This window comes from Xenorhabdus doucetiae, from assembly GCF_000968195.1.
Lineage (GTDB): Bacteria > Pseudomonadota > Gammaproteobacteria > Enterobacterales > Enterobacteriaceae > Xenorhabdus > Xenorhabdus doucetiae.
Genome location: NZ_FO704550.1, coordinates 1,533,587 through 1,552,573, shown reverse-complemented (window position 1 = coordinate 1,552,573; position 18,987 = coordinate 1,533,587). Strand labels below are relative to the sequence as shown.

The window sequence follows — 18,987 nt, the reverse complement described above, 5'->3', positions numbered from 1 at the left end:
CCTTCATCATTAATGTTCATGCGGCGGAGGTGCCAAAACTTCACGATTGCCATTATGCCCAGGCGCACTGACTATCTGTTGTGCCTCCATTTGTTCGACAATTCGGGCTGCCCGGTTATATCCAATACGGAATTGACGTTGCACACCCGAAATAGAAACACGGCGTTTTTCGACTACAAATTCAACCGCTTGATCAAACAGGGGGTCCAGCTCTTCATCGCTGTCAAACCCCATGCTGCCTTCACCATCTTCTCCCCCTTTGACAATACTGTCTATGTATTGAGGGCGGCCACGGGCTTTCCAGTCATTCACGACTTCATGAACTTCTTGATCGCGCACAAATGCACCATGAACACGGACAGGAATGGAAGAGTTTGGTGCCAAATAAAGCATATCTCCCATGCCAAGCAATGATTCTGCGCCGCCTTGGTCAAGAATGGTACGGGAATCTATTTTACTGGATACCGTAAATGCAATACGTGTCGGAATATTTGCCTTGATCAACCCGGTGATAATATCAACCGAAGGCCGCTGGGTAGCCAATACTAAGTGGATTCCTGCTGCCCGTGCCTTCTGAGCCAAGCGCGCAATGAGTTCTTCCACCTTTTTGCCGACTGTCATCATTAAGTCGGCAAATTCATCCACCATAACCACAATATAAGGCTCTTTTTTCAACATAGGATGCGTTGCATCCATGCTGTCACCCGGTTTCCAGAACGGATCAGGGATCGGGCGCCCCATATTTTCTGCTTGTTTGATCTTGTCGTTATAGCCTGCAAGGTTACGCACACCCAATGCGGACATCAGTTTATAACGTCGTTCCATTTCATTCACACACCAACGCAATGCGTTGGCTGCATCTTTCATATCGGTGACAACTTCAGTCAATAAGTGAGGAATGCCCTCATAAACCGATAATTCCAGCATTTTCGGGTCAATCATAATAAAGCGAACATCTTCGGGTTTCGCTTTGTACAGGATACTGAGGATCATCGCATTGACCCCGACCGATTTACCCGAACCCGTCGTCCCGGCTACCAGTAAGTGAGGCATTTTACCCAAATCAGCCACAACCGGCTGCCCTGCAATGTCCTTCCCTAACACGATAGTGAGTGGTGAAGGATTATCACGGAATTTCTCACAATCCAGAACTTCCCGCAGATAAACGGTTTGGCGTTTTTTATTGGGTAATTCCAAACCCACATACGGTTTCCCCGGAATCACTTCCACGATACGGACGGCTACCGCTGAAAGCGAGCGAGCGAGGTCACGCGATAAATTAGAAATACGGGAGGCTTTCACCCCCGGCGCTAAGTCCAATTCAAATCGTGTGATGACAGGCCCCGGAGAGAACCCTACCACATCCGCTTTGACGCGATAATCATTTAAACGCGCTTCAATTAAACGAGAAATTTGCTCAAGCGCAAGCATATCAACCGGCTCTTCTTCTGCCGGTGGCGCAGCCAAAAGATCCAGCGAAGGCATCGGCGTCGTTGGTTTTGGCAAGGGTTGATCATTGCGTATCAAAAATGGGTGAAACAGGCTATCTTGCTGCGGCTGCTGCACAGGAATAGCTTGTTGAATCGGTGGTTCTGTTGACACAAATTTAGCAAGATCAGGTTGATTAAGATCACTCGCCTGAGGGAGATGATTAGATGCTGGCTTTTCATCCGGTGCTGAAACGGGTTCCGGAGAGGCAGGTTGATTTATCTGATAACGTTCACGTTGTTGCTGTTCAAATGCTATCCGTAACGCTTCTTCCTGCGCTTTCTGGTCATCTGGCTGTTCATCTACTACGCTATTTTTCGTAAGTTCGGCTATCGTTGGTTGCTTATGTAGCAACGTGCCTTCTCCGTGAGTTCCTCTATTCTCTGCTTCAAAATCAGCACCGTAGCGTTCACGCTGCTGTTCGAGGAATTGCTGACGCAATATATCTTGCTGTTGGACATCCATTTGCTGTTCATTAGCTTCGGCAATCAGCTCATCCTGCCTCTCTTTTTCTTTCCGTTGCATGTGTTCTGCCAAACGGTGAGAAGGCACTTTGATACCATATAATTCACGGCGGGTTGGGATCCTGACAGGATTAGGCCGGGGCATTTCAGGACCTATGCCTTGTTTAACCTGTGGATTCCTCACCACAGCAACAGAGCCAGTGACACCCGCTGCCGCATTTTTCACATTGGCATGATGAGTTTCAGGAGAAGTCATTGTATCTGTTACATCATCATCCCTATTTTCCTCTTCCTGATGCTGTAATTCCGGTTGTTCAAATTCAGGTTGATCAAATGCTGGCGAGGAGGTTGCAGTCGTCGATATGACTGACTGCGGTATATGTTCACGCTCAAGTGGATGTTCGGTGGTTTCGGATGATCCATTTTCTTCCATAACCGGAGAAGCCGGTGCAGGCTGCAACACTGGATCAGTGTTAGCCAACTCAACTACCGTTGGAGTTGTTAGTAATACATCATCCTCATCAGCGTCGGGGGTTTCAATCGTCACCGCGGAGTTAACCATTTCATGCTTATCTGCATGCTCCACGCGTTTCTGTTCACTGACTGGGCTTTCGGAAACTAATGCATCCTCTGAATCTTCTTCGTTATATTCAGCATCATTGCGGCCACGATTAACCACAAAACTCAGTGAATCGAGAATAACTGCACCTATTTTTTCTGCAATCGTGAGCCATGACCATCCGGTAAACAGGGTAAATCCAACAGCCCAAATACCCAGCAGCGCCAATGTCGCTCCGAGGATATTAAACCAAGGCAGAATCGCATTGCTAAATAAATTACCAATGACGCCACCGGCAGCAAAATCATTTAAATCATCAATATTGAGTGCAGCCAAGCCGCATGAAGTCAGCACGAGTGCCAAAGCACCAATGATGCGCAATGCCAGTGTGAAGAAATCAATGTACTCTTGCCTATCTCTCTGACGGAAAGCATTCCAACAACCTAACAACATCAACGGCGGGACTGCATAGGCAAGAATACCAAATGCCGAGAACAGCGTGTCAGATAACCAAGCACCAACACTGCCGCCCCAATTGTGGACAGGTTCATGCCATGACGTCTGTGACCAACTGGGATCAGATGGATTGAAACTGATAAGTGCGACCATCAAGTACACAGCACAAATAGCAATAACCAACAAAATGGCTTCCAGAAGCCGGCGGCTACTGCTTATTTTTTTTAACTTAACACGTTTGTCTTCTGTATATTCCTGGTTCAAGAAAGGCTCTCCAGGTTTTCCTGTTGATTAAACGGAACAACGCTGAGGGTGACTCAGCGTTGAAACTGTATGCATACACAGGAGTGTACCTAAGTTTTTCCTGTTTTGCATCTGTACATTTTAGACAAAAGTTTAACGAGTCTTAATCACCAAACGGTTACTCTGTTTCACTTCTTCCATGACAACATAAGTACGGGTGTCGTTAACACCGGGAAGACGTAACAAGGTTTCACCGAGCAATTTACGATAGGCAGACATATCTGGCACACGTGTTTTCAGCAAATAGTCAAAATCACCCGAAACTAAATGGCATTCTTGGATTTCTTCCAGTTTCTGGACAGCAGTATTGAATTGCTCAAATACATCTGCGGCACCGCGGTTCAGGGTAATTTCAACAAATACCAGCAATGAGGCATCCAAATAATGCGGATTCAACAAAGCTGTGTAGCCAGAAATAAAACCCTGACGCTCTAAGCGACGTACACGTTCCAGACAAGGTGTTGGTGACAAACCAACTCTCTTGGATAACTCCACGTTAGAAATACGGCCGTCTTTTTGCAACTCGTTAAGGATATTACGATCTATACGATCAAGATCTTTTCCTGGACGCTTCTTATTATCTATCATCTTATTGCTCTCTCTTTATATTCCTACACCTATAACATTTTCCCTATCTCTTTCAAGCGGTTGAGCTGGAAAAGATGTCTTCAAAGGTTAAAGCTTAATCTGTAACCAAGGTTTGAGGCCTACTACCATTTCCTAAAATACAATTTGCCTAAAATACAATTTGTCTAAAATACAATCTCCCGGAATTCGATTAATTATCCCTTTTACTTTCCAAATTGCTGCTATGTTAGCCGTGCTTATTCACCTCAATCGCTCAGTCACTCATATATCAGCCACTCATAGGATTTCTATGCGTTTGAGGTTTCGTTTCCCTTGCCACCGCACTGCAACTTGAATCTATTAGGTATATTATACGATTTACCAGAACATCGTTTCAGAACATGATTTCCCAAAACACGCGTTTCCAAAGTACCCGATGTTTCAGAAAACAGCTTAACGGCAATTTTTAATATTCTATGAGAAAATCATCCACACTAATTAGTCTATTTTATAGAAACAATTGATTAGCGAGGTAGATAATTATCTCTTACACAGATGTTTTCGCAAATGCACAGCCGATTGTCAAAGTAAATGAACAAAAATCAGAACAACCTACCAAACAAATTTTCAGTAATTCGCCTTAATAGCTTGTTTGATGGCTGACATGTATAAATGATGTTCAATTCAGAAAGTTAAACAATCTCCTCTTACAATCCGATTACATCATAGTTACTATCTATCGGTAAAATCGTTAATAACATGAATATTTTATCTGATAATCGCTTTTTTTAACTTATTATTTCTCCTACAATCCCTAAATCCGCAATATGCGATAATGGAAATGAGGTATTCATGAGCACAGCCAAACACAGTAAACTTATCATTCTTGGCTCAGGCCCTGCTGGTTATACCGCTGCTGTGTACGCAGCCCGCGCTAATCTAAATCCTGTCCTCATTACGGGGGTTGAAAAAGGCGGCCAATTGACCACCACGACTGAGGTTGAAAACTGGCCCGGTGATCCTGAGGGACTAACTGGCCCTGGTTTGATGGAGCGCATGTTCCAACACGCTGAAAAGTTTCAAACAGAAATTATTTCTGACCATATTCAGAAAGTTGATTTCTCAAACAGACCTTTTCGTTTATTGGGTGATGAGCAGGAATACACCTGTGATGCCTTAATCATTGCGACAGGTGCTTCTGCCCGTTATCTCGGATTGCCTTCCGAGGAAGCTTTCAAAGGCCGTGGTGTATCTGCCTGTGCAACATGTGATGGTTTTTTCTATCGCAAACAAAAGGTTGCAGTCGTTGGTGGTGGGAATACGGCTGTTGAAGAAGCGCTGTATTTGGCAAATATTGCTTCTGAAGTCCATTTGATTCACCGCCGTGATACTTTCCGTTCAGAGAAGATCCTGATTGACCGTTTGATGGAGAAAGTGAAGAACGGCAATATCATTCTGCATACTGATCGTACTCTGGATGAAGTACTGGGTGATGATATGGGTGTTACGGGCGTCCGTATTCGTGATACGAAAAGTGATACTACCGAAGAGTTAGATGTGACTGGCGTTTTCATCGCCATCGGCCACAGTCCGAACACCGGTATCTTCGATGGCCAACTGGAATTGGAAAACGGATATATCAAAGTCCAATCAGGATTGCATGGTAATGCTACCCAAACGTCTATTCCGGGTATCTTTGCCGCTGGAGATGTGATGGATCATGTGTATCGCCAAGCCATTACCTCAGCCGGTACAGGCTGTATGGCGGCCTTGGATGCTGAACGTTTCCTTGACGGGTTGGCAACCCAATAATCCATCTTTCCCCAAAGCGCTATTTCGGTAGCGCTTTTTAACAGGTAACATACAGCTTGTTTTGATATCCCGTATCATCACCCGCTAATCAGAAATTTTTCTTATGGACAAAGCAAGACAATCTGAACTTGTTCGATGGCTGAAACAGCAAACAGCGCCTGCCCGTCGGTGGCTTCGTTTATCAATGCTACTTGGCCTCATCAGTGGATTACTGATCATCTCTCAGGCCTGGCTCCTGGCGACAATCCTGCAAGCCCTGATTATGGATAATGTTCCCCGCGAAAATCTTATCAACCCGTTTTTAATGTTGGCAGCTACTTTTACATTACGGGCGATTGTCAATGCCGTTCGGGAGCGTATCGGGTTTATTTGTGGCAAGGTTGTCCGCCAACAAATCCGCAAGATGGTACTGGATAAACTCGAACAGCTAGGCCCTGTGTGGGTGAAGGGAAAACCCGCCGGAAGCTGGGCAACCATTATCCTAGAGCAGATAGAAGACATGCAGGATTTTTACTCTCGCTATCTGCCTCAAATTGCTCTTGCGGCGATGATCCCTGTCTTAATCCTGGTTGCCGTGTTTCCCGTTAATTGGGCCGCCGGGTTGATTTTATTTGTCACCGCACCATTAATTCCGCTGTTTATGGCTTTGGTTGGATTAGGCGCCGCAGATGCCAACCGACGCAATTTTGTGGCTCTCGGTCGATTAAGCGGTAATTTCCTCGATCGATTACGCGGGTTGGAAACTTTGCGCCTGTTCCATAGAGGGGAAGCAGAAGTTGGACAAATCACGCAGTCAACTGAGAACTTTCGCCGCAGGACGATGGAGGTTCTGCGCATGGCATTTTTATCTTCAGCCGTTTTAGAGTTTTTTGCCGCAATTTCCATTGCCGTTGTTGCGGTCTATTTTGGCTTTTCCTATTTGGGAGAATTGCACTTTGGTAGCTATGGCATCGGTGTTACGCTGTTTGCAGGTTTCCTCGCTTTAATCCTCGCACCTGAATTTTTTCAACCTCTGCGTGATTTAGGGACATTTTATCATGCCAAAGCTCAAGCAGTCGGCGCGGCAGAAACGCTTTTTACCTTACTTGGTAGTGATGGAGAACAGGCCGCAAATAGCGGTGAAAAAAAACTATCCGGTAAAGAACCCGTCACCATTGAGGCTCACGAGCTGGAGATTATGTCCCACGATGGGCATCGCCTTGCCGGTCCCTTGAATTTTACGCTGAATAAGCGCCAGCGAATTGCGTTGGTTGGAAAAAGTGGCGCGGGTAAAAGCTCATTAATCAATGTATTACTGGGATTCCTGCCTTATCATGGCTCCTTAAAAATTAATGGCATTGAGTTGCGAGAACTCAATCTCACGCAATGGCGCGAATGTTTGAGTTGGGTTGGGCAAAACCCACATCTGCCAGAACAAACACTGCTCGATAATATTCGTCTTGGTCAATATGACGCACCGCAAGAGCAAATCAATGATGTGATGGAGCGGGCCTATGTCTGTGAGTTTATTAACGACCTTCCAGATGGCATCAATACGGTGGTCGGTGACAACGCGGCTCGTCTGTCTGTCGGACAGGCTCAACGTATTGCGGTGGCACGAGCGTTATTAAACCCTTGCCAATTATTGCTATTGGATGAACCCGCCGCCAGCCTTGATGCTCATAGCGAACAGCGTGTGATGATGGCCTTAAATCAGGCTTCCCATCAACAAACCACATTACTGGTGACTCACTTGCTGGAAGAAACCCTCGCATATGACCAGATTTGGGTCATGGAAAATGGATTACTCATTGAGCAAGGTGATTATCAAACTCTAAGCCAGTCCCAAGGTGTCTTTTCCCGTTTGTTGTCTCACCGTAGTGTGGAGCTTTAATCATGCGTGTATTACTTCCATTTCTCGCACTTTATCGCCGCCATGGGTTTCTCATTAGTTTAGGCCTAGTACTGGCGATTGTGACGCTACTCGCCAGCATCGGGTTATTAACACTATCGGGTTGGTTCCTTGCCGGCACAGCGCTGGCTGGATTTGCAGGATTATATACTTTCAACTATATGCTGCCTGCCGCGGGTGTCCGTGGCGCTGCTATTTTTCGCACGGCTGGCCGTTATGGTGAACGGCTTGTCAGCCATGATGCCACATTCCGGGTATTGGCCCATTTACGTATTTTTGCCTTTCAAAAAATACTGCCACTCTCTCCTGGAGGCATTGCCCGTTTTCGTCAAGGTGAGTTACTAAACCGGCTTGTTGCGGATGTCGAAACACTGGATCACCTGTATTTACGCGTGATTTCTCCTATCCTCGCCGCACTCGCGGTTATTGTGGTGTTGACGTTTGGCTTAGGGTTCCTTGATATGACCCTCGCCTATACTATTGGCGGCATTATGTTAGGGTTACTGCTGATATTACCTTGCGTGTTTTATCACGCAGGAAAACCTTACGGCAGAGACATCACCCTGCAACGCGGTCAGTATCGTACATTACTGACCAGCACCTTACAGGGGCAAGCGGAATTAAGCGTGTTCGGCGCACTTAAACGCTTTCGTCAATCCATGACAGGGATTGAAAATAATTGGTTGAAAAGCCAGCAAAAACAAGCTAACTTAACCGGGCTCTCACAAGCTATCATGATTTTTTCCACAGGTATGACAGTCACGCTGATACTGTGGTTAGCAGCGGCAGGTGTGGGAGAACATGGCGTAGGTGAACATAGTCAGGCAGGTGCATTGATAGCACTGTTTGTATTCTGTACCCTTGCTGCGTTTGAAGCCCTTGGGCCAGTCACCGTTGCTTTCCAGCATATGGGGCAGGTCATTTCATCTGCGACGCGTGTTTCCCAGTTGATGCACCAAAAACCGGAAGTCACTTTTCCTGCGCATGGGCCTCAGGCAAACGGCAAACTCAGTCTGGAAATAAAAAATGTCGATTTCACCTATCCTGGTCAACCCCTGCCGGTATTGAAAAATATTTCTCTGTCCCTGACATCAGGCGAGCATATTGCCCTATTGGGAAAAACCGGATGTGGTAAGTCAACGCTCTTGCAATTATTAACCCGTGCATGGGATATCAATAGCGGTGAGATCCAATTCAATCAACACCCTATCTCCCACTATGATGAGGCAACCCTGCGTTCAATGATGTCTGTCGTCCCGCAACGGATACATGTATTTAGCCAGACCTTACGTGAAAACCTTTTATTGGCAAAGCCAGATGCGAATGACGATGAATTAACAACCGTACTGCAACAAGTCGGTTTAGGCTACTTGCTAGACACTGAAAAAAAGCTAAACTGTTGGATGGGTGAAGGTGGGCGCCAACTTTCTGGCGGAGAACAACGTCGTTTAGGTATTGCCAGAGCATTGTTACATAATGCCCCTTTGATGCTTCTGGATGAACCCACTGAAGGACTCGATGCAGATACAGAACAGCAAATTCTGTCACTGCTACACCATCGTTGTCAGCATAAGACTCTGGTTATCGTTACCCATCGGCTGACAGGCTTGCAATATATGGATAGAATCTGTGTTATGGATGGTGGACGTATTATCGAGCAAGGCAAGCATACTGCGCTACTCGCTCAACAGGGGCGTTACTATCAATTTTATCAACGACAACAATTTCATCAGCAACAGAGCTATCCTAAGCAAGGGTGATTCAATTTATGTCGATAGCTCAACTGGATAACTCATATGAATTCCCCCACCCCACTAATGCGCTCGCTGAACCGAATGGTTTATTGGCATTTGGCGGAGATCTAAGTGCAGAACGTTTACGAGTAGCGTATCATGAGGGTATTTTTCCGTGGTATTCGCCTGATGAGCCGCCGTTATGGTGGTCTCCCGACCCTCGGGCTGTGTTGATTCCGGGAGAATTACATATTGGCCGGACACTACGTCGTTTTATTCGCAAACATATTTACCAAATTACGGTAAACTATGCTTTTGATGAAGTGATATATCATTGCGCCCAACGACAAGAAGGCACCTGGATTGGGCCAGATGTTCAAAAAGGTTATCAAACCTTGCATAAGGAAGGTTTGGCTCATTCCATTGAAGTCTGGCATGACCATCAACTTGTGGGTGGCTTATACGGCGTTTGTGTCGGTACACTATTTTGTGGTGAATCGATGTTTAGCAAAATGGAGAATGCGTCCAAATGTGCTTTTGTCGCATTCTACCACCATTTTTTACGTCATAGCGGCCAATTGTTTGACTGTCAGGTATTGAATCACCATACAGAATCATTGGGTGCTAAAAATATTCCGAGAGAAAAGTTTCTCCAGCATCTTTATCAATTAAGAAAGCAGTCATTGCAATCAGGCTGCTGGTCTGTACAAAAGCTGGATTTATAATTATCTCGTAGAAATAAATGCTGTTCATGGTGGGAATGTCATTAACTGTCATATTATCGTATTAAAATGATGGCTTAAAATACGACATTCCTTTACATAATGATGGTTTTTCGGCATTATCTTGCCGGTTAAAAACTATGGTTGTTACACTTAGAGGATTAGATGGCCAAAGAAGACACTAATTTTGAAATGCAAGGTACTGTGTTAGAAACACTGCCAAATACTGTGTTTCGCGTTGAATTAGACAACGGGCACGTTGTCACTGCTCACATCTCAGGAAAAATGCGTAAGAACTATATCCGCATCCTGACTGGAGACAAGGTTACAGTTGAGCTAACTACATATGATCCGGAAAAAGGACGCATCACCTTCCGTAGCCGCTGATTAAGATACCTTAGCACCACAGGTGATCGTATTTTTCAGTATTCACCTGTGGTGTGGCTATTTGTTTTTACCACCAGTTTCTATCACAGATACCGTTCACCTATAACACGGCATCTTCTGATCTCTTTTTGTTCGATTTTTGCGCACTCTTAAAATCGTATATCAATGCCAGTTTAGCCTTATCAAGTTTAATTTTGACCGAGCCGCCATGCACCAAGGCGCCAAATAACAATTCATTCGCCAGCGGTTTTTTGAGGTTGTCCTGAATGACACGAGCCATAGGACGTGCCCCCATCGCCTTATCATAACCTTTGTCACATAACCACTGGCGAGCATCTGCACTGACTTCCAGAGAGACGCCTTTTTCATCCAGTTGAGCTTGTAACTCGACGATGAATTTATCAACAACTTGCTGAATAACGTCAGAAGAGAGTGCATCAAACCAGATGATGCCATCAAGACGATTGCGGAATTCAGGGGTGAAAATCCGTTTTATCTCTTCCATTCCATCCGTACTGTTATCCTGTTCAGCGAACCCAATAGATTTGCGCTGTATTTCACGTACTCCGGCATTGGTTGTCATCACCAAAATAACATTACGGAAATCCGCCTTACGGCCATTATTGTCGGTCAATGTACCGTTATCCATCACCTGCAACAAAAGATTGAATACATCGGGATGGGCTTTTTCAATCTCATCCAACAACAGTACAGAATGAGGATGTTTGATGATGGCATCGGTTAACAAACCGCCCTGATCATACCCAATATAACCCGGCGGAGCACCAATTAAGCGACTGACAGTATGGCGTTCCATATATTCTGACATATCGAATCGCAATAACTTGACATTCAATACCTTGGCTAGTTGGACGGTGACTTCGGTTTTCCCTACTCCCGTAGGCCCGGCAAACAAGAAAGATCCTACCGGCTTATGATCTTGCCCCAATCCAGCACGGCTCATCTTGATGGCTTCCGTCAAGGCAGCAATCGCTTTGTCCTGACCAAAAACCAACATCTTCAAACGATCATCCAGTGTCCTCAAAACATCTTTATCACTGGCTGACACGGTTTTTTCTGGAATACGGGCGATACGAGCAACAACGGTCTCAATATCAGCAACATTGATCGTCTTCTTGCGGCGACTCACTGGCACTAACCTTGTCCTCGCACCCGCTTCATCAATGACATCAATCGCCTTATCCGGCAAATGCCGATCGGTAATATACTTCACCGATAACTCAACGGCGGCACGAATCGCCTTCGCGGTATAACGGACATCATGGTGAGCTTCATATTTAGCACGCAACCCATTGATAATCTGTACCGTTTCCTCAGAAGAAGGCTCAAGAATGTCAATTTTTTGGAACCGACGCGCTAGAGCGCGGTCTTTTTCAAAAATATTGCTAAATTCGTGATAAGTCGTTGAACCAATGACCCGTATACGCCCACTGGATAACAGCGGTTTAATGAGATTCGCTGCGTCCACCTGCCCGCCTGAAGCAGCACCGGCACCAATAATTGTATGGATCTCATCAATAAAGAGAATACTTTTACTGTCCTGCTCCAACGTTTTTAACAAAGACTTGAAGCGCTTCTCAAAATCACCACGATACTTTGTACCGGCCAACAATGAACCAATATCCAGAGAATAGATGGTACAATCCTGCATCACTTCGGGCACATTCCTTTGGACAATCCGCCAGGCAAGCCCCTCAGCAATGGCTGTCTTACCCACACCGGATTCCCCAACAAACAGAGGATTATTCTTGCGGCGACGGCACAGTACCTGAATCGTTCTTTCCAATTCATCCTGACGGCCGACAAGTGGATCAATCTGCCCTTTCTGCGCCAATTGATTCAGGTTGGTAGTGAAATTTTCCAATCGATCTTCACCCATGACCTGCTCTTCCGGAACCGGATTGATACTGTGGTGGGAATCAGTGTCTGGCTCATCTTTGCGCGTGCCATGAGAGATAAAATTCACCACATCCAAACGACTGACGTCGTGCTTGCGCAGTAAATAAGCTGCCTGAGATTCCTGTTCACTAAAAATGGCAACTAAGACATTCGCCCCAGAGACTTCTGAACGTCCCGAAGATTGAACGTGAAATACCGCACGTTGCAAAACACGCTGAAAACTTAATGTTGGTTGGGTATCCCTGTCATCATTCTCAGATAACAAGGGGGTGGTTTGTGCAATAAAACTTTCCAATTCCTGGCGTAACATCGCCAAATCGACTTTACAAGCCTCCAGTGCTTCTCGCGCTGATGTATTACTTAACAACGCCAGCAACAGGTGCTCTACAGTCATAAATTCATGCCTGTTATCCCTTGCTTTGGCAAAAGCAATGTTGAGACTAAGCTCCAGTTCTTGATTGAGCATAAGCACCTCCTCCTCATTTTAGTAAGCCAGATCAGACCATTTCCAGCGTGCAAAGTAACGGATGCTCGTGCTCCTTAGCATACATGTTCACTTGCGCAGCTTTAGTTTCTGCGACCTCTGCCGTGTAAATTCCGCAAACTGCCTTCCCTTTGTAATGGACATCCAGCATTAGTTGCGTTGCTTGTTCAACATCATAAGAAAAGAACTTTTGCAATACGTCAACCACAAACTCCATAGGGGTATAATCGTCATTGTTAAGAATAACCTTATACATTGATGGTGGTTGTAGTTTTTGTTTTGCATCATCCTCAATAAATTCTTCAACTTTCAAATTGTTATAAAACTCAGTCATTATTTTTCCGCTGGGTATTCACTTTCCGCTGGATTTTAGTATGAACTAATTCATTGTACTGCTATATATTTTATCACTTCATAAAGCACTCTGCTTACCCTCCTTGATGATTAACGGATCAGGATTTTGCCTAAAAATCAGATACCGTTATCTATATCAAACTTTAGTCATTTGAGACAGCTTGACGTTGTTTATGTGCTTGACGATCTAATGAATTTCACTACAGTATATTTTATGAACACCGCTTCCTATCTGGGCGTTTGTTCATATTTCAACATTTTTAGTGACTCCTAAACCCGAAATCGTGATACGAGGGATAGAGAAGTATGGAAACAGGTACTGTGAAATGGTTCAATAATGCAAAGGGCTTTGGATTTATTTGCCCGGCCAGTGGGGGCGAGGATATATTTGCTCACTATTCAACCATTCAGATGGATGGTTATAGGACGCTGAAAGCGGGGCAAAAGGTGAATTTTAGCGTTAATCAAGGCCCTAAGGGTAACCACGCCAGCCTTATTGTGCCTCTGGAAGATGGCTTAAAATCAAAAAATAGTAACTCGATAAACTCGTAATTTCCACGCCACAAATAGATAATCCGTTTATTTGTGGCGTGTTATTTTATTCTCTTGCCAAAGCCTCTATAGGATCGAGGCGAGCTGCATTTCTCGCGGGCAGGAAACCAAAGATGACTCCTATTGCCGTTGAGCAACCAAACGCGATGATAAATGCAATCGGGCTATAAGCGAAATCCCATTTCGGCAGCATCCACTGTGCCATTAGAGAAAGGCTGGACGACAGGGTAATCCCTAGTATCCCCCCAATCAAACAAACCAAAACGGCTTCGATAAGAAATTGCTGTAAAATGTCACTGGTTCTGGCACCTACTGCCATACGAATACCAATCTCCCGAGTCCGTTCGGTAACGGATACCAGCATGATATTCATGACACCAATTCCCCCAACCACCAAGGATATGACTGCAACTAATGTTAAGAATATTTGCATTGTCTGTGTGGTTTTATCCATTATTTCAATGGTCTTATTAATACTATAAATGTGAAAATTCTTTTTACCATGACGGAATATTAACAAATTGCTCAATTTTTCTTCGGCTTCATTGGAATCATAGCCATCTCTCAGCCTGACAACAATCGAACTCAGGTAGCTTTGTTTTATCAAACGATTATTCATCGTACTGTAGGGCAGCCAAATTTGTAATGAATCACCACCATAAAAACTTTGCCCGTTGGCAATCACACCAATCACGGTCAAAGGAATATTTGCCAACAGCAACTCTTTGCCTATCACATTATTCTGATAAGGAAAGAATTTCTTACGGGTATTATCATCAATGATGACCACTTGAGACTGGCGCTCAACCATTTCTGAAGTAAAAGGAATACCTTGAGCAAATTTCATGGCATATACCTGAAAAAAATCACTGCCAACACCCGATACCTGTGCATTGGCATCTATATTGCCTTGACGCAGACGCCCACTGCCCATGAATTGGGGGGAAACAGCCTGAATATAGGGCTGAGACTGTATTGCCGGAATATCGGCCAGTTTCATTGCCTGCGTATCCAAAGAATTATCACTGCCAAAGTCTTTTCCTGGATAAATTGATATAGAGTTAGTGGCAATAGATTTAATATGTGATAACACCATTGATTTTGCCGCATCACCAATCACGATAATGGTGACGACAGAAGCGATGCCTATGATAATCCCAAGCATTGTCAGCAAGGTGCGCAGCTTATTCACATTCATGGCACGCCATGCCATCAATAAGGCTTCATTAAAACGTCCCCAGGCTTGTTGAACGAAAGACGTTTTTACATTGACAGTTTTTGCATTTACAGAGGAAGTATGAGGCAAAGTGTGATGTTCAGAAGTGCGTGAGTCACTCATAATACGCCCATCTTTAATTTCAATCACTCTTTGAGCCTGTGCCGCAATATGGGGATCATGAGTCACAATAACGACGGTATGCCCCCGCTGACAGAGTTCCTTCAAGATCTCCATCATTTCCTGACCGGAAGTACTATCCAATGCTCCCGTCGGTTCATCCGCAAGAATGACTTGCCCACCATTCATCAGTGCCCTGGCAATGCTGACCCGCTGTTGTTGTCCGCCTGAGAGCTGGCTTGGCCGATAGTTAATCCGGTTTTCCAATCCAAGACGCCCCAGTAATTCAAGCGCCCGCTCACGACGTTGTATTTTGGAAGCACCGGAATAAATTGCCGGGATCTCAACATTTTGTTCGGCGGTTAAATGCGTCAATAAATGATAACGCTGAAAAATGAACCCAAAATACTCTCTGCGCAGCTCGGCCAATTGATCACTATCCAAGTCAGCAATATTTCTCCCTGCAACCCAATACTCTCCACTACTGGGTTTATCCAAACAGCCCAATATATTCATTAAAGTCGATTTACCAGAACCGGAAGCACCAACAATCGCCACCATTTCTCCAGCCTGTATGGATAATGAGATATCTTCCAGAACAGTCACTTGACCTTCCCCGGCCTGATAACAACGACTAACTCCTTTTAATTCCAGTAACGTACTCATTATTCTTCCTCTACGCTACTATCACTGCGACTGGTGACCACACGTTCGTTTTCCTTCAACCCAGAGAGTACCTGAACATTAATATTATCAAAGGCGCCTATCGTGACCTTACGTTTCTCTGCTTTGCCATTACGCAAGACACTGACTTCATATTGCGGTGAAGATGAAGGTGAAATTGAAGTTGAAGACTGAGAAGTTGAAGACTGATTGGAAGATACCTCTAAGGATGAAATCGGGATCATCAATACATTATGCAGGGTCTGAAGCTCTATTTTTACTTGCGCAGTCATCTGTAAACGCAAAATATGTTGGGGATTAGGGACTTCAAAGCGGGCAGAGTAGAAATTAACATTATTCACAACTTGCGGTGTGGGTAGAATATCTTTCAAAATGCTGTGAAATTGTTTCCCTGGTGCCCCTAAGATAGTAAATGAGACTTTCTGCCCGGGTTTTAAACTGACAACATCCGCCTCCGATATTTGGGTGTTAACAATCATGGTATCGAGATTAGCAAGTGTCAGGATAGTGGGCGCTTGCTGTGCCGCAATCACAGTTTGCCCCTGGAATGTTTTAATATCTGCCACAATACCCTCAATTGGGGCAGTAATTCTGGTGTATTGCAAATTCGTTTTTGCCGAATCCAGTTTGGCCTTGTTTTGTTTAATTTGCGCCATTAAGTCATCAATTTTAGCGGTCTTAGCCTGCATATCTGTGATGTCGGAATCCAAGTCTTGATGGGAAATTAAATGTGATTTAAACAAATACTTCTGACGCTTCACTTTAAGCTGCGCAAGTTTTAATTCAGCCTGCGCCCCACGGAGATTGGCCTCCAGTGATTTTGCTGTTTCCTGAATTTCTTCCACCGTATTTTTTGCTGTTTGTGGATCAATCAATGCCAGCAATTGTCCCTGACTAACCTTATCCCCCAATTTCACATAAAGCTCTTTTAACTGACCACTCACCTGAGCGCCCACATCAACTTTACTGACTGCATCCAACTGACCTACCGCTGAGACACTTCTTGCGAAATCCCCTCTTACCACGGGGCTTGTCTGATAGGTAATGGGTTTTGGGCGATAAAAGAAATAGAGCAATGCAGAAGCAATAGCTATGAAAATCATCCCTGTTGCAAGCCAACGATATTTGATAGAAAGAAGATTCATTAATAAATACCCACCATGAATATGCCATCTAAATTACTTCACTCGCACTTTACTGTAGAAGACATAAACAAATCCTATCAACGGGATATTTTTGATAAGAAAACTTTCTGATATATCTTCCTTTTATCCTGAAAAGAACCAAACAGAAGCGAGTAAAATCCCATAGAGATTGAAAATTCTTTGCATTTCAGTATGTTTACTTTTACCCTTTTGTTGTTTTAATGTAAAACCTTTGTTTTTGTGCACTTGTTGCCTATTTGACTGGTTTTTGTTATTGGAACCAGATAAAGAAGACGTTTTTTATTAAATAAGGATATGGATCATGTATTCAGGATTATTAATTATTCTCCTGCCTTTAACTCTGGGCTACCTTATTCATCTGAATAATAAATCGATACTGACCTTCGTGCATCAGCTACTCAGTGTCATGGTTTATATCATTCTCATTTTGATGGGCATCAGCCTCGCCATGCTGGAAAACCTGAGCAATAATTTACTTTCTATCTTGCTGTATGCGACAACGTTTTTTCTGTGCATTTTTGTGGTTAATATTATAGCGCTTTTCCTTTTGGATAAACGAAAACCGTGGATTATTAATGCACATAAACAAGAAAAACCGCCCTCACGATTACATATGGCATTAGACTCTGTCAAATTATGCGGCGCATTAGTATTGGGATTTCTGCTTGGGTTAACAAACTGGTCATGGTTTCAGTTTTCCGGCCGTGCCAGTGAAATTGTCTTGATTTTTTTGCTATTTCTCGTTGGAATTCAACTACGCAATAACGGTATGAGCTTAAAGCAAACACTGTTGAATCGCCGTGGTACGATTATTGCCATCACCGTTGCCATAAGTTCTCTGCTGGGCGGCGTGTTGGCGGCATTTTTGTTGGGATTACCGATCAAAACAGGCCTTGCTATTGCATCAGGATACGGTTGGTATTCCCTTTCCGGCATTTTAATTTCCGACGCTTACGAGCCAGTGCTTGGTAGTGCTGCATTCTTCAATGACTTAGCTCGTGAATTAGTCTCAATCATGCTCATTCCCATGTTAATAAATCGCTACCGTTCAACCGCACTAGGTTTAACAGGTGCAACTTCAATCGACTTTTCTTTACCGATCTTACAACGCTGCGGTGGTGTAAGCATCGTGCCAGTCGCTATCGTTCATGGTTTTATATTGAGTTTACTGACCCCTTTGTTCATCGCCTTTTTTACTCAATAAAAAATAATCTAAAAAATGCCGGCAAATTGATTAGTTAACTGACTAATTTGATTAAAATAATAATTTTATGCAGACAGCATTGCATAGTTATGCTTATGGGATTAATATCGCATCAATCAATTAACTATTCATATTTTTCGCATGAGCATTCAATTAAAAAACATAAATTGTTTCTATGGTTCACAACAAGCTCTGTTCGATATCAATTTTGAATGTACATCGGGCGAAACTGTCGTGTTACTGGGACCCAGCGGGGCCGGCAAGAGTTCTTTGCTGCGTGTCTTGAATTTATTGGAGATGCCGCGTGCTGGGCTACTCAATGTGGCTATGCACCAATTTGATTTCAAACAACAGCCTAACCACAAAGAAATTTTGGCGTTGCGCCAAAACGTTGGCATGGTCTTCCAACAATACAATCTGTGGCCCCACCTAACCGTGATGGATAATTTGATTGAGGCGCCTTGCCGGGTATTGAAGCAATCGAAACAACAAGCGCGAGAAAAAGCAGCAAAACTACTTTCCCGACTCCGCTTAGGCGAATTCGCCAACCGTTTTCCGCTGCATCTTTCCGGTGGGCAGCAACAGCGGGTTGCCATTGCACGTGCATTAATGATGGAGCCTCAGGTTTTATTGTTTGATGAACCCACGGCTGCACTCGATCCTGAAATCACTTCTCAAGTCATTGACATTATCAAAGAACTGGCTGAAACCGGTATCACTCAGGTTATAGTGACGCATGAAGTGGAATTAGCGCGCAAAACAGCAAGCCAGGTTGTATACATGGAACAAGGGCACATTATCGAAAAAGGTGACATCACTCATTTTATGTCTCCTCAAACAGAAGCCTTTGCGCATTATTTGTCACACTGAATCCAAACATTAACGCAGTTATCAAGCATAAAACT

Annotated in this window: 14 protein-coding genes; 8 read left to right on the top strand and 6 right to left on the bottom strand. The window is 44.2% G+C overall.

All coding sequences use genetic code 11. The annotated features are described in order from the left end of the window. Positions 1 to 9 precede the first annotated feature (9 nt). Together XDD1_RS07200 and lrp are read right to left on the bottom strand one after the other, a co-directional pair. Complete coding sequence (locus tag XDD1_RS07200) at positions 10 to 3,120, bottom strand: DNA translocase FtsK 4TM domain-containing protein (RefSeq protein WP_408068291.1); 3,111 nt, start codon at positions 3,118 to 3,120, stop codon at positions 10 to 12. A 243-nt stretch (positions 3,121 to 3,363) separates the two neighbouring features. Further along, positions 3,364 to 3,858, bottom strand: a complete 495-nt coding sequence (gene lrp, locus XDD1_RS07195; RefSeq protein ID WP_004256338.1) for a leucine-responsive transcriptional regulator Lrp — start codon at positions 3,856 to 3,858, stop codon at positions 3,364 to 3,366. A gap of 831 nt (positions 3,859 to 4,689) precedes the next feature. On the opposite strand from lrp, the gene trxB reads away from it, so the two are divergent. From trxB to infA, 5 genes are all read left to right on the top strand, one after another. After that, a complete protein-coding gene (trxB, locus tag XDD1_RS07190; RefSeq protein ID WP_045969945.1) occupies positions 4,690 to 5,649 on the top strand; it encodes a thioredoxin-disulfide reductase in 960 nt (319 codons plus the stop codon). Between the two features lie 103 nt (positions 5,650 to 5,752). Then, complete coding sequence (gene cydD, locus XDD1_RS07185) at positions 5,753 to 7,522, top strand: heme ABC transporter permease/ATP-binding protein CydD (protein ID WP_045969943.1); 1,770 nt, start codon at positions 5,753 to 5,755, stop codon at positions 7,520 to 7,522. A gap of 2 nt (positions 7,523 to 7,524) precedes the next feature. Further along, positions 7,525 to 9,300 (top strand): heme ABC transporter ATP-binding protein/permease CydC, encoded by a 1,776-nt coding sequence (cydC, locus tag XDD1_RS07180; protein WP_045969941.1) that lies wholly within the window; start codon positions 7,525 to 7,527, stop codon positions 9,298 to 9,300. An 8-nt stretch (positions 9,301 to 9,308) separates the two neighbouring features. Next, positions 9,309 to 9,998: a leucyl/phenylalanyl-tRNA--protein transferase gene (aat, locus tag XDD1_RS07175; protein ID WP_045969939.1), complete on the top strand. Its 690-nt coding sequence runs from the start codon at positions 9,309 to 9,311 to the stop codon at positions 9,996 to 9,998. 162 nt (positions 9,999 to 10,160) lie between these two features. After that, a complete protein-coding gene (gene infA / locus XDD1_RS07170) occupies positions 10,161 to 10,382 on the top strand; it encodes a translation initiation factor IF-1 (RefSeq protein ID WP_045969938.1) in 222 nt (73 codons plus the stop codon). A 100-nt stretch (positions 10,383 to 10,482) separates the two neighbouring features. Here the strand turns inward: infA and clpA are convergent, their stop codons facing one another. Next, the gene (clpA, locus tag XDD1_RS07165) at positions 10,483 to 12,768 is read right to left on the bottom strand and encodes an ATP-dependent Clp protease ATP-binding subunit ClpA (protein ID WP_045969936.1); all 2,286 of its coding nucleotides are present in this window, start codon (positions 12,766 to 12,768) and stop codon (positions 10,483 to 10,485) included. A gap of 31 nt (positions 12,769 to 12,799) precedes the next feature. Beyond that, positions 12,800 to 13,120, bottom strand: a complete 321-nt coding sequence (clpS, locus tag XDD1_RS07160; RefSeq protein ID WP_045969934.1) for an ATP-dependent Clp protease adapter ClpS — start codon at positions 13,118 to 13,120, stop codon at positions 12,800 to 12,802. 326 nt (positions 13,121 to 13,446) lie between these two features. Here clpS and cspD point away from each other — a divergent pair, with 326 nt between their 5' ends. Next, on the top strand, positions 13,447 to 13,692 hold the full coding sequence (cspD, locus tag XDD1_RS07155; protein ID WP_045969932.1) for a cold shock-like protein CspD: 246 nt from the start codon (positions 13,447 to 13,449) through the stop codon (positions 13,690 to 13,692). Positions 13,693 to 13,738: 46 nt separating this feature from the next. Here the strand turns inward: cspD and macB are convergent, their stop codons facing one another. Next, positions 13,739 to 15,694 (bottom strand): macrolide ABC transporter ATP-binding protein/permease MacB, encoded by a 1,956-nt coding sequence (gene macB / locus XDD1_RS07150; RefSeq protein WP_045969930.1) that lies wholly within the window; start codon positions 15,692 to 15,694, stop codon positions 13,739 to 13,741. Then, on the bottom strand, positions 15,694 to 16,857 hold the full coding sequence (macA, locus tag XDD1_RS07145; RefSeq protein ID WP_045969929.1) for a macrolide transporter subunit MacA: 1,164 nt from the start codon (positions 16,855 to 16,857) through the stop codon (positions 15,694 to 15,696). Before macA ends, macB begins: the two co-directional genes overlap by 1 nt. 322 nt (positions 16,858 to 17,179) lie before the next feature. Between macA and XDD1_RS07140 the strand changes: the two genes are divergently transcribed. Both XDD1_RS07140 and artP read left to right on the top strand, forming a co-directional pair. Continuing rightward, positions 17,180 to 18,082 (top strand): lysine exporter LysO family protein, encoded by a 903-nt coding sequence (locus XDD1_RS07140; RefSeq protein WP_045969927.1) that lies wholly within the window; start codon positions 17,180 to 17,182, stop codon positions 18,080 to 18,082. Positions 18,083 to 18,223: 141 nt separating this feature from the next. Further along, positions 18,224 to 18,952, top strand: coding sequence for an arginine ABC transporter ATP-binding protein ArtP (artP, locus tag XDD1_RS07135; protein WP_045969925.1), 729 nt, complete (start codon positions 18,224 to 18,226; stop codon positions 18,950 to 18,952). Positions 18,953 to 18,987: the final 35 nt, after the last annotated feature.

What these genes read in the sequence shown, in the direction of transcription:
- XDD1_RS07200 (WP_408068291.1), bottom strand. Translation starts at nt 3,120, where the DNA reads ATGGTCGCACTTATCAGTTTCAATCCATCTGATCCCAGTTGGTCACAG.
- lrp (WP_004256338.1), bottom strand. Translation starts at nt 3,858, where the DNA reads ATGATAGATAATAAGAAGCGTCCAGGAAAAGATCTTGATCGTATAGAT.
- trxB (WP_045969945.1), top strand. Translation starts at nt 4,690, where the DNA reads ATGAGCACAGCCAAACACAGTAAACTTATCATTCTTGGCTCAGGCCCT.
- cydD (WP_045969943.1), top strand. Translation starts at nt 5,753, where the DNA reads ATGGACAAAGCAAGACAATCTGAACTTGTTCGATGGCTGAAACAGCAA.
- cydC (WP_045969941.1), top strand. Translation starts at nt 7,525, where the DNA reads ATGCGTGTATTACTTCCATTTCTCGCACTTTATCGCCGCCATGGGTTT.
- aat (WP_045969939.1), top strand. Translation starts at nt 9,309, where the DNA reads ATGTCGATAGCTCAACTGGATAACTCATATGAATTCCCCCACCCCACT.
- infA (WP_045969938.1), top strand. Translation starts at nt 10,161, where the DNA reads ATGGCCAAAGAAGACACTAATTTTGAAATGCAAGGTACTGTGTTAGAA.
- clpA (WP_045969936.1), bottom strand. Translation starts at nt 12,768, where the DNA reads ATGCTCAATCAAGAACTGGAGCTTAGTCTCAACATTGCTTTTGCCAAA.
- clpS (WP_045969934.1), bottom strand. Translation starts at nt 13,120, where the DNA reads ATGACTGAGTTTTATAACAATTTGAAAGTTGAAGAATTTATTGAGGAT.
- cspD (WP_045969932.1), top strand. Translation starts at nt 13,447, where the DNA reads ATGGAAACAGGTACTGTGAAATGGTTCAATAATGCAAAGGGCTTTGGA.
- macB (WP_045969930.1), bottom strand. Translation starts at nt 15,694, where the DNA reads ATGAGTACGTTACTGGAATTAAAAGGAGTTAGTCGTTGTTATCAGGCC.
- macA (WP_045969929.1), bottom strand. Translation starts at nt 16,857, where the DNA reads ATGAATCTTCTTTCTATCAAATATCGTTGGCTTGCAACAGGGATGATT.
- XDD1_RS07140 (WP_045969927.1), top strand. Translation starts at nt 17,180, where the DNA reads ATGTATTCAGGATTATTAATTATTCTCCTGCCTTTAACTCTGGGCTAC.
- artP (WP_045969925.1), top strand. Translation starts at nt 18,224, where the DNA reads ATGAGCATTCAATTAAAAAACATAAATTGTTTCTATGGTTCACAACAA.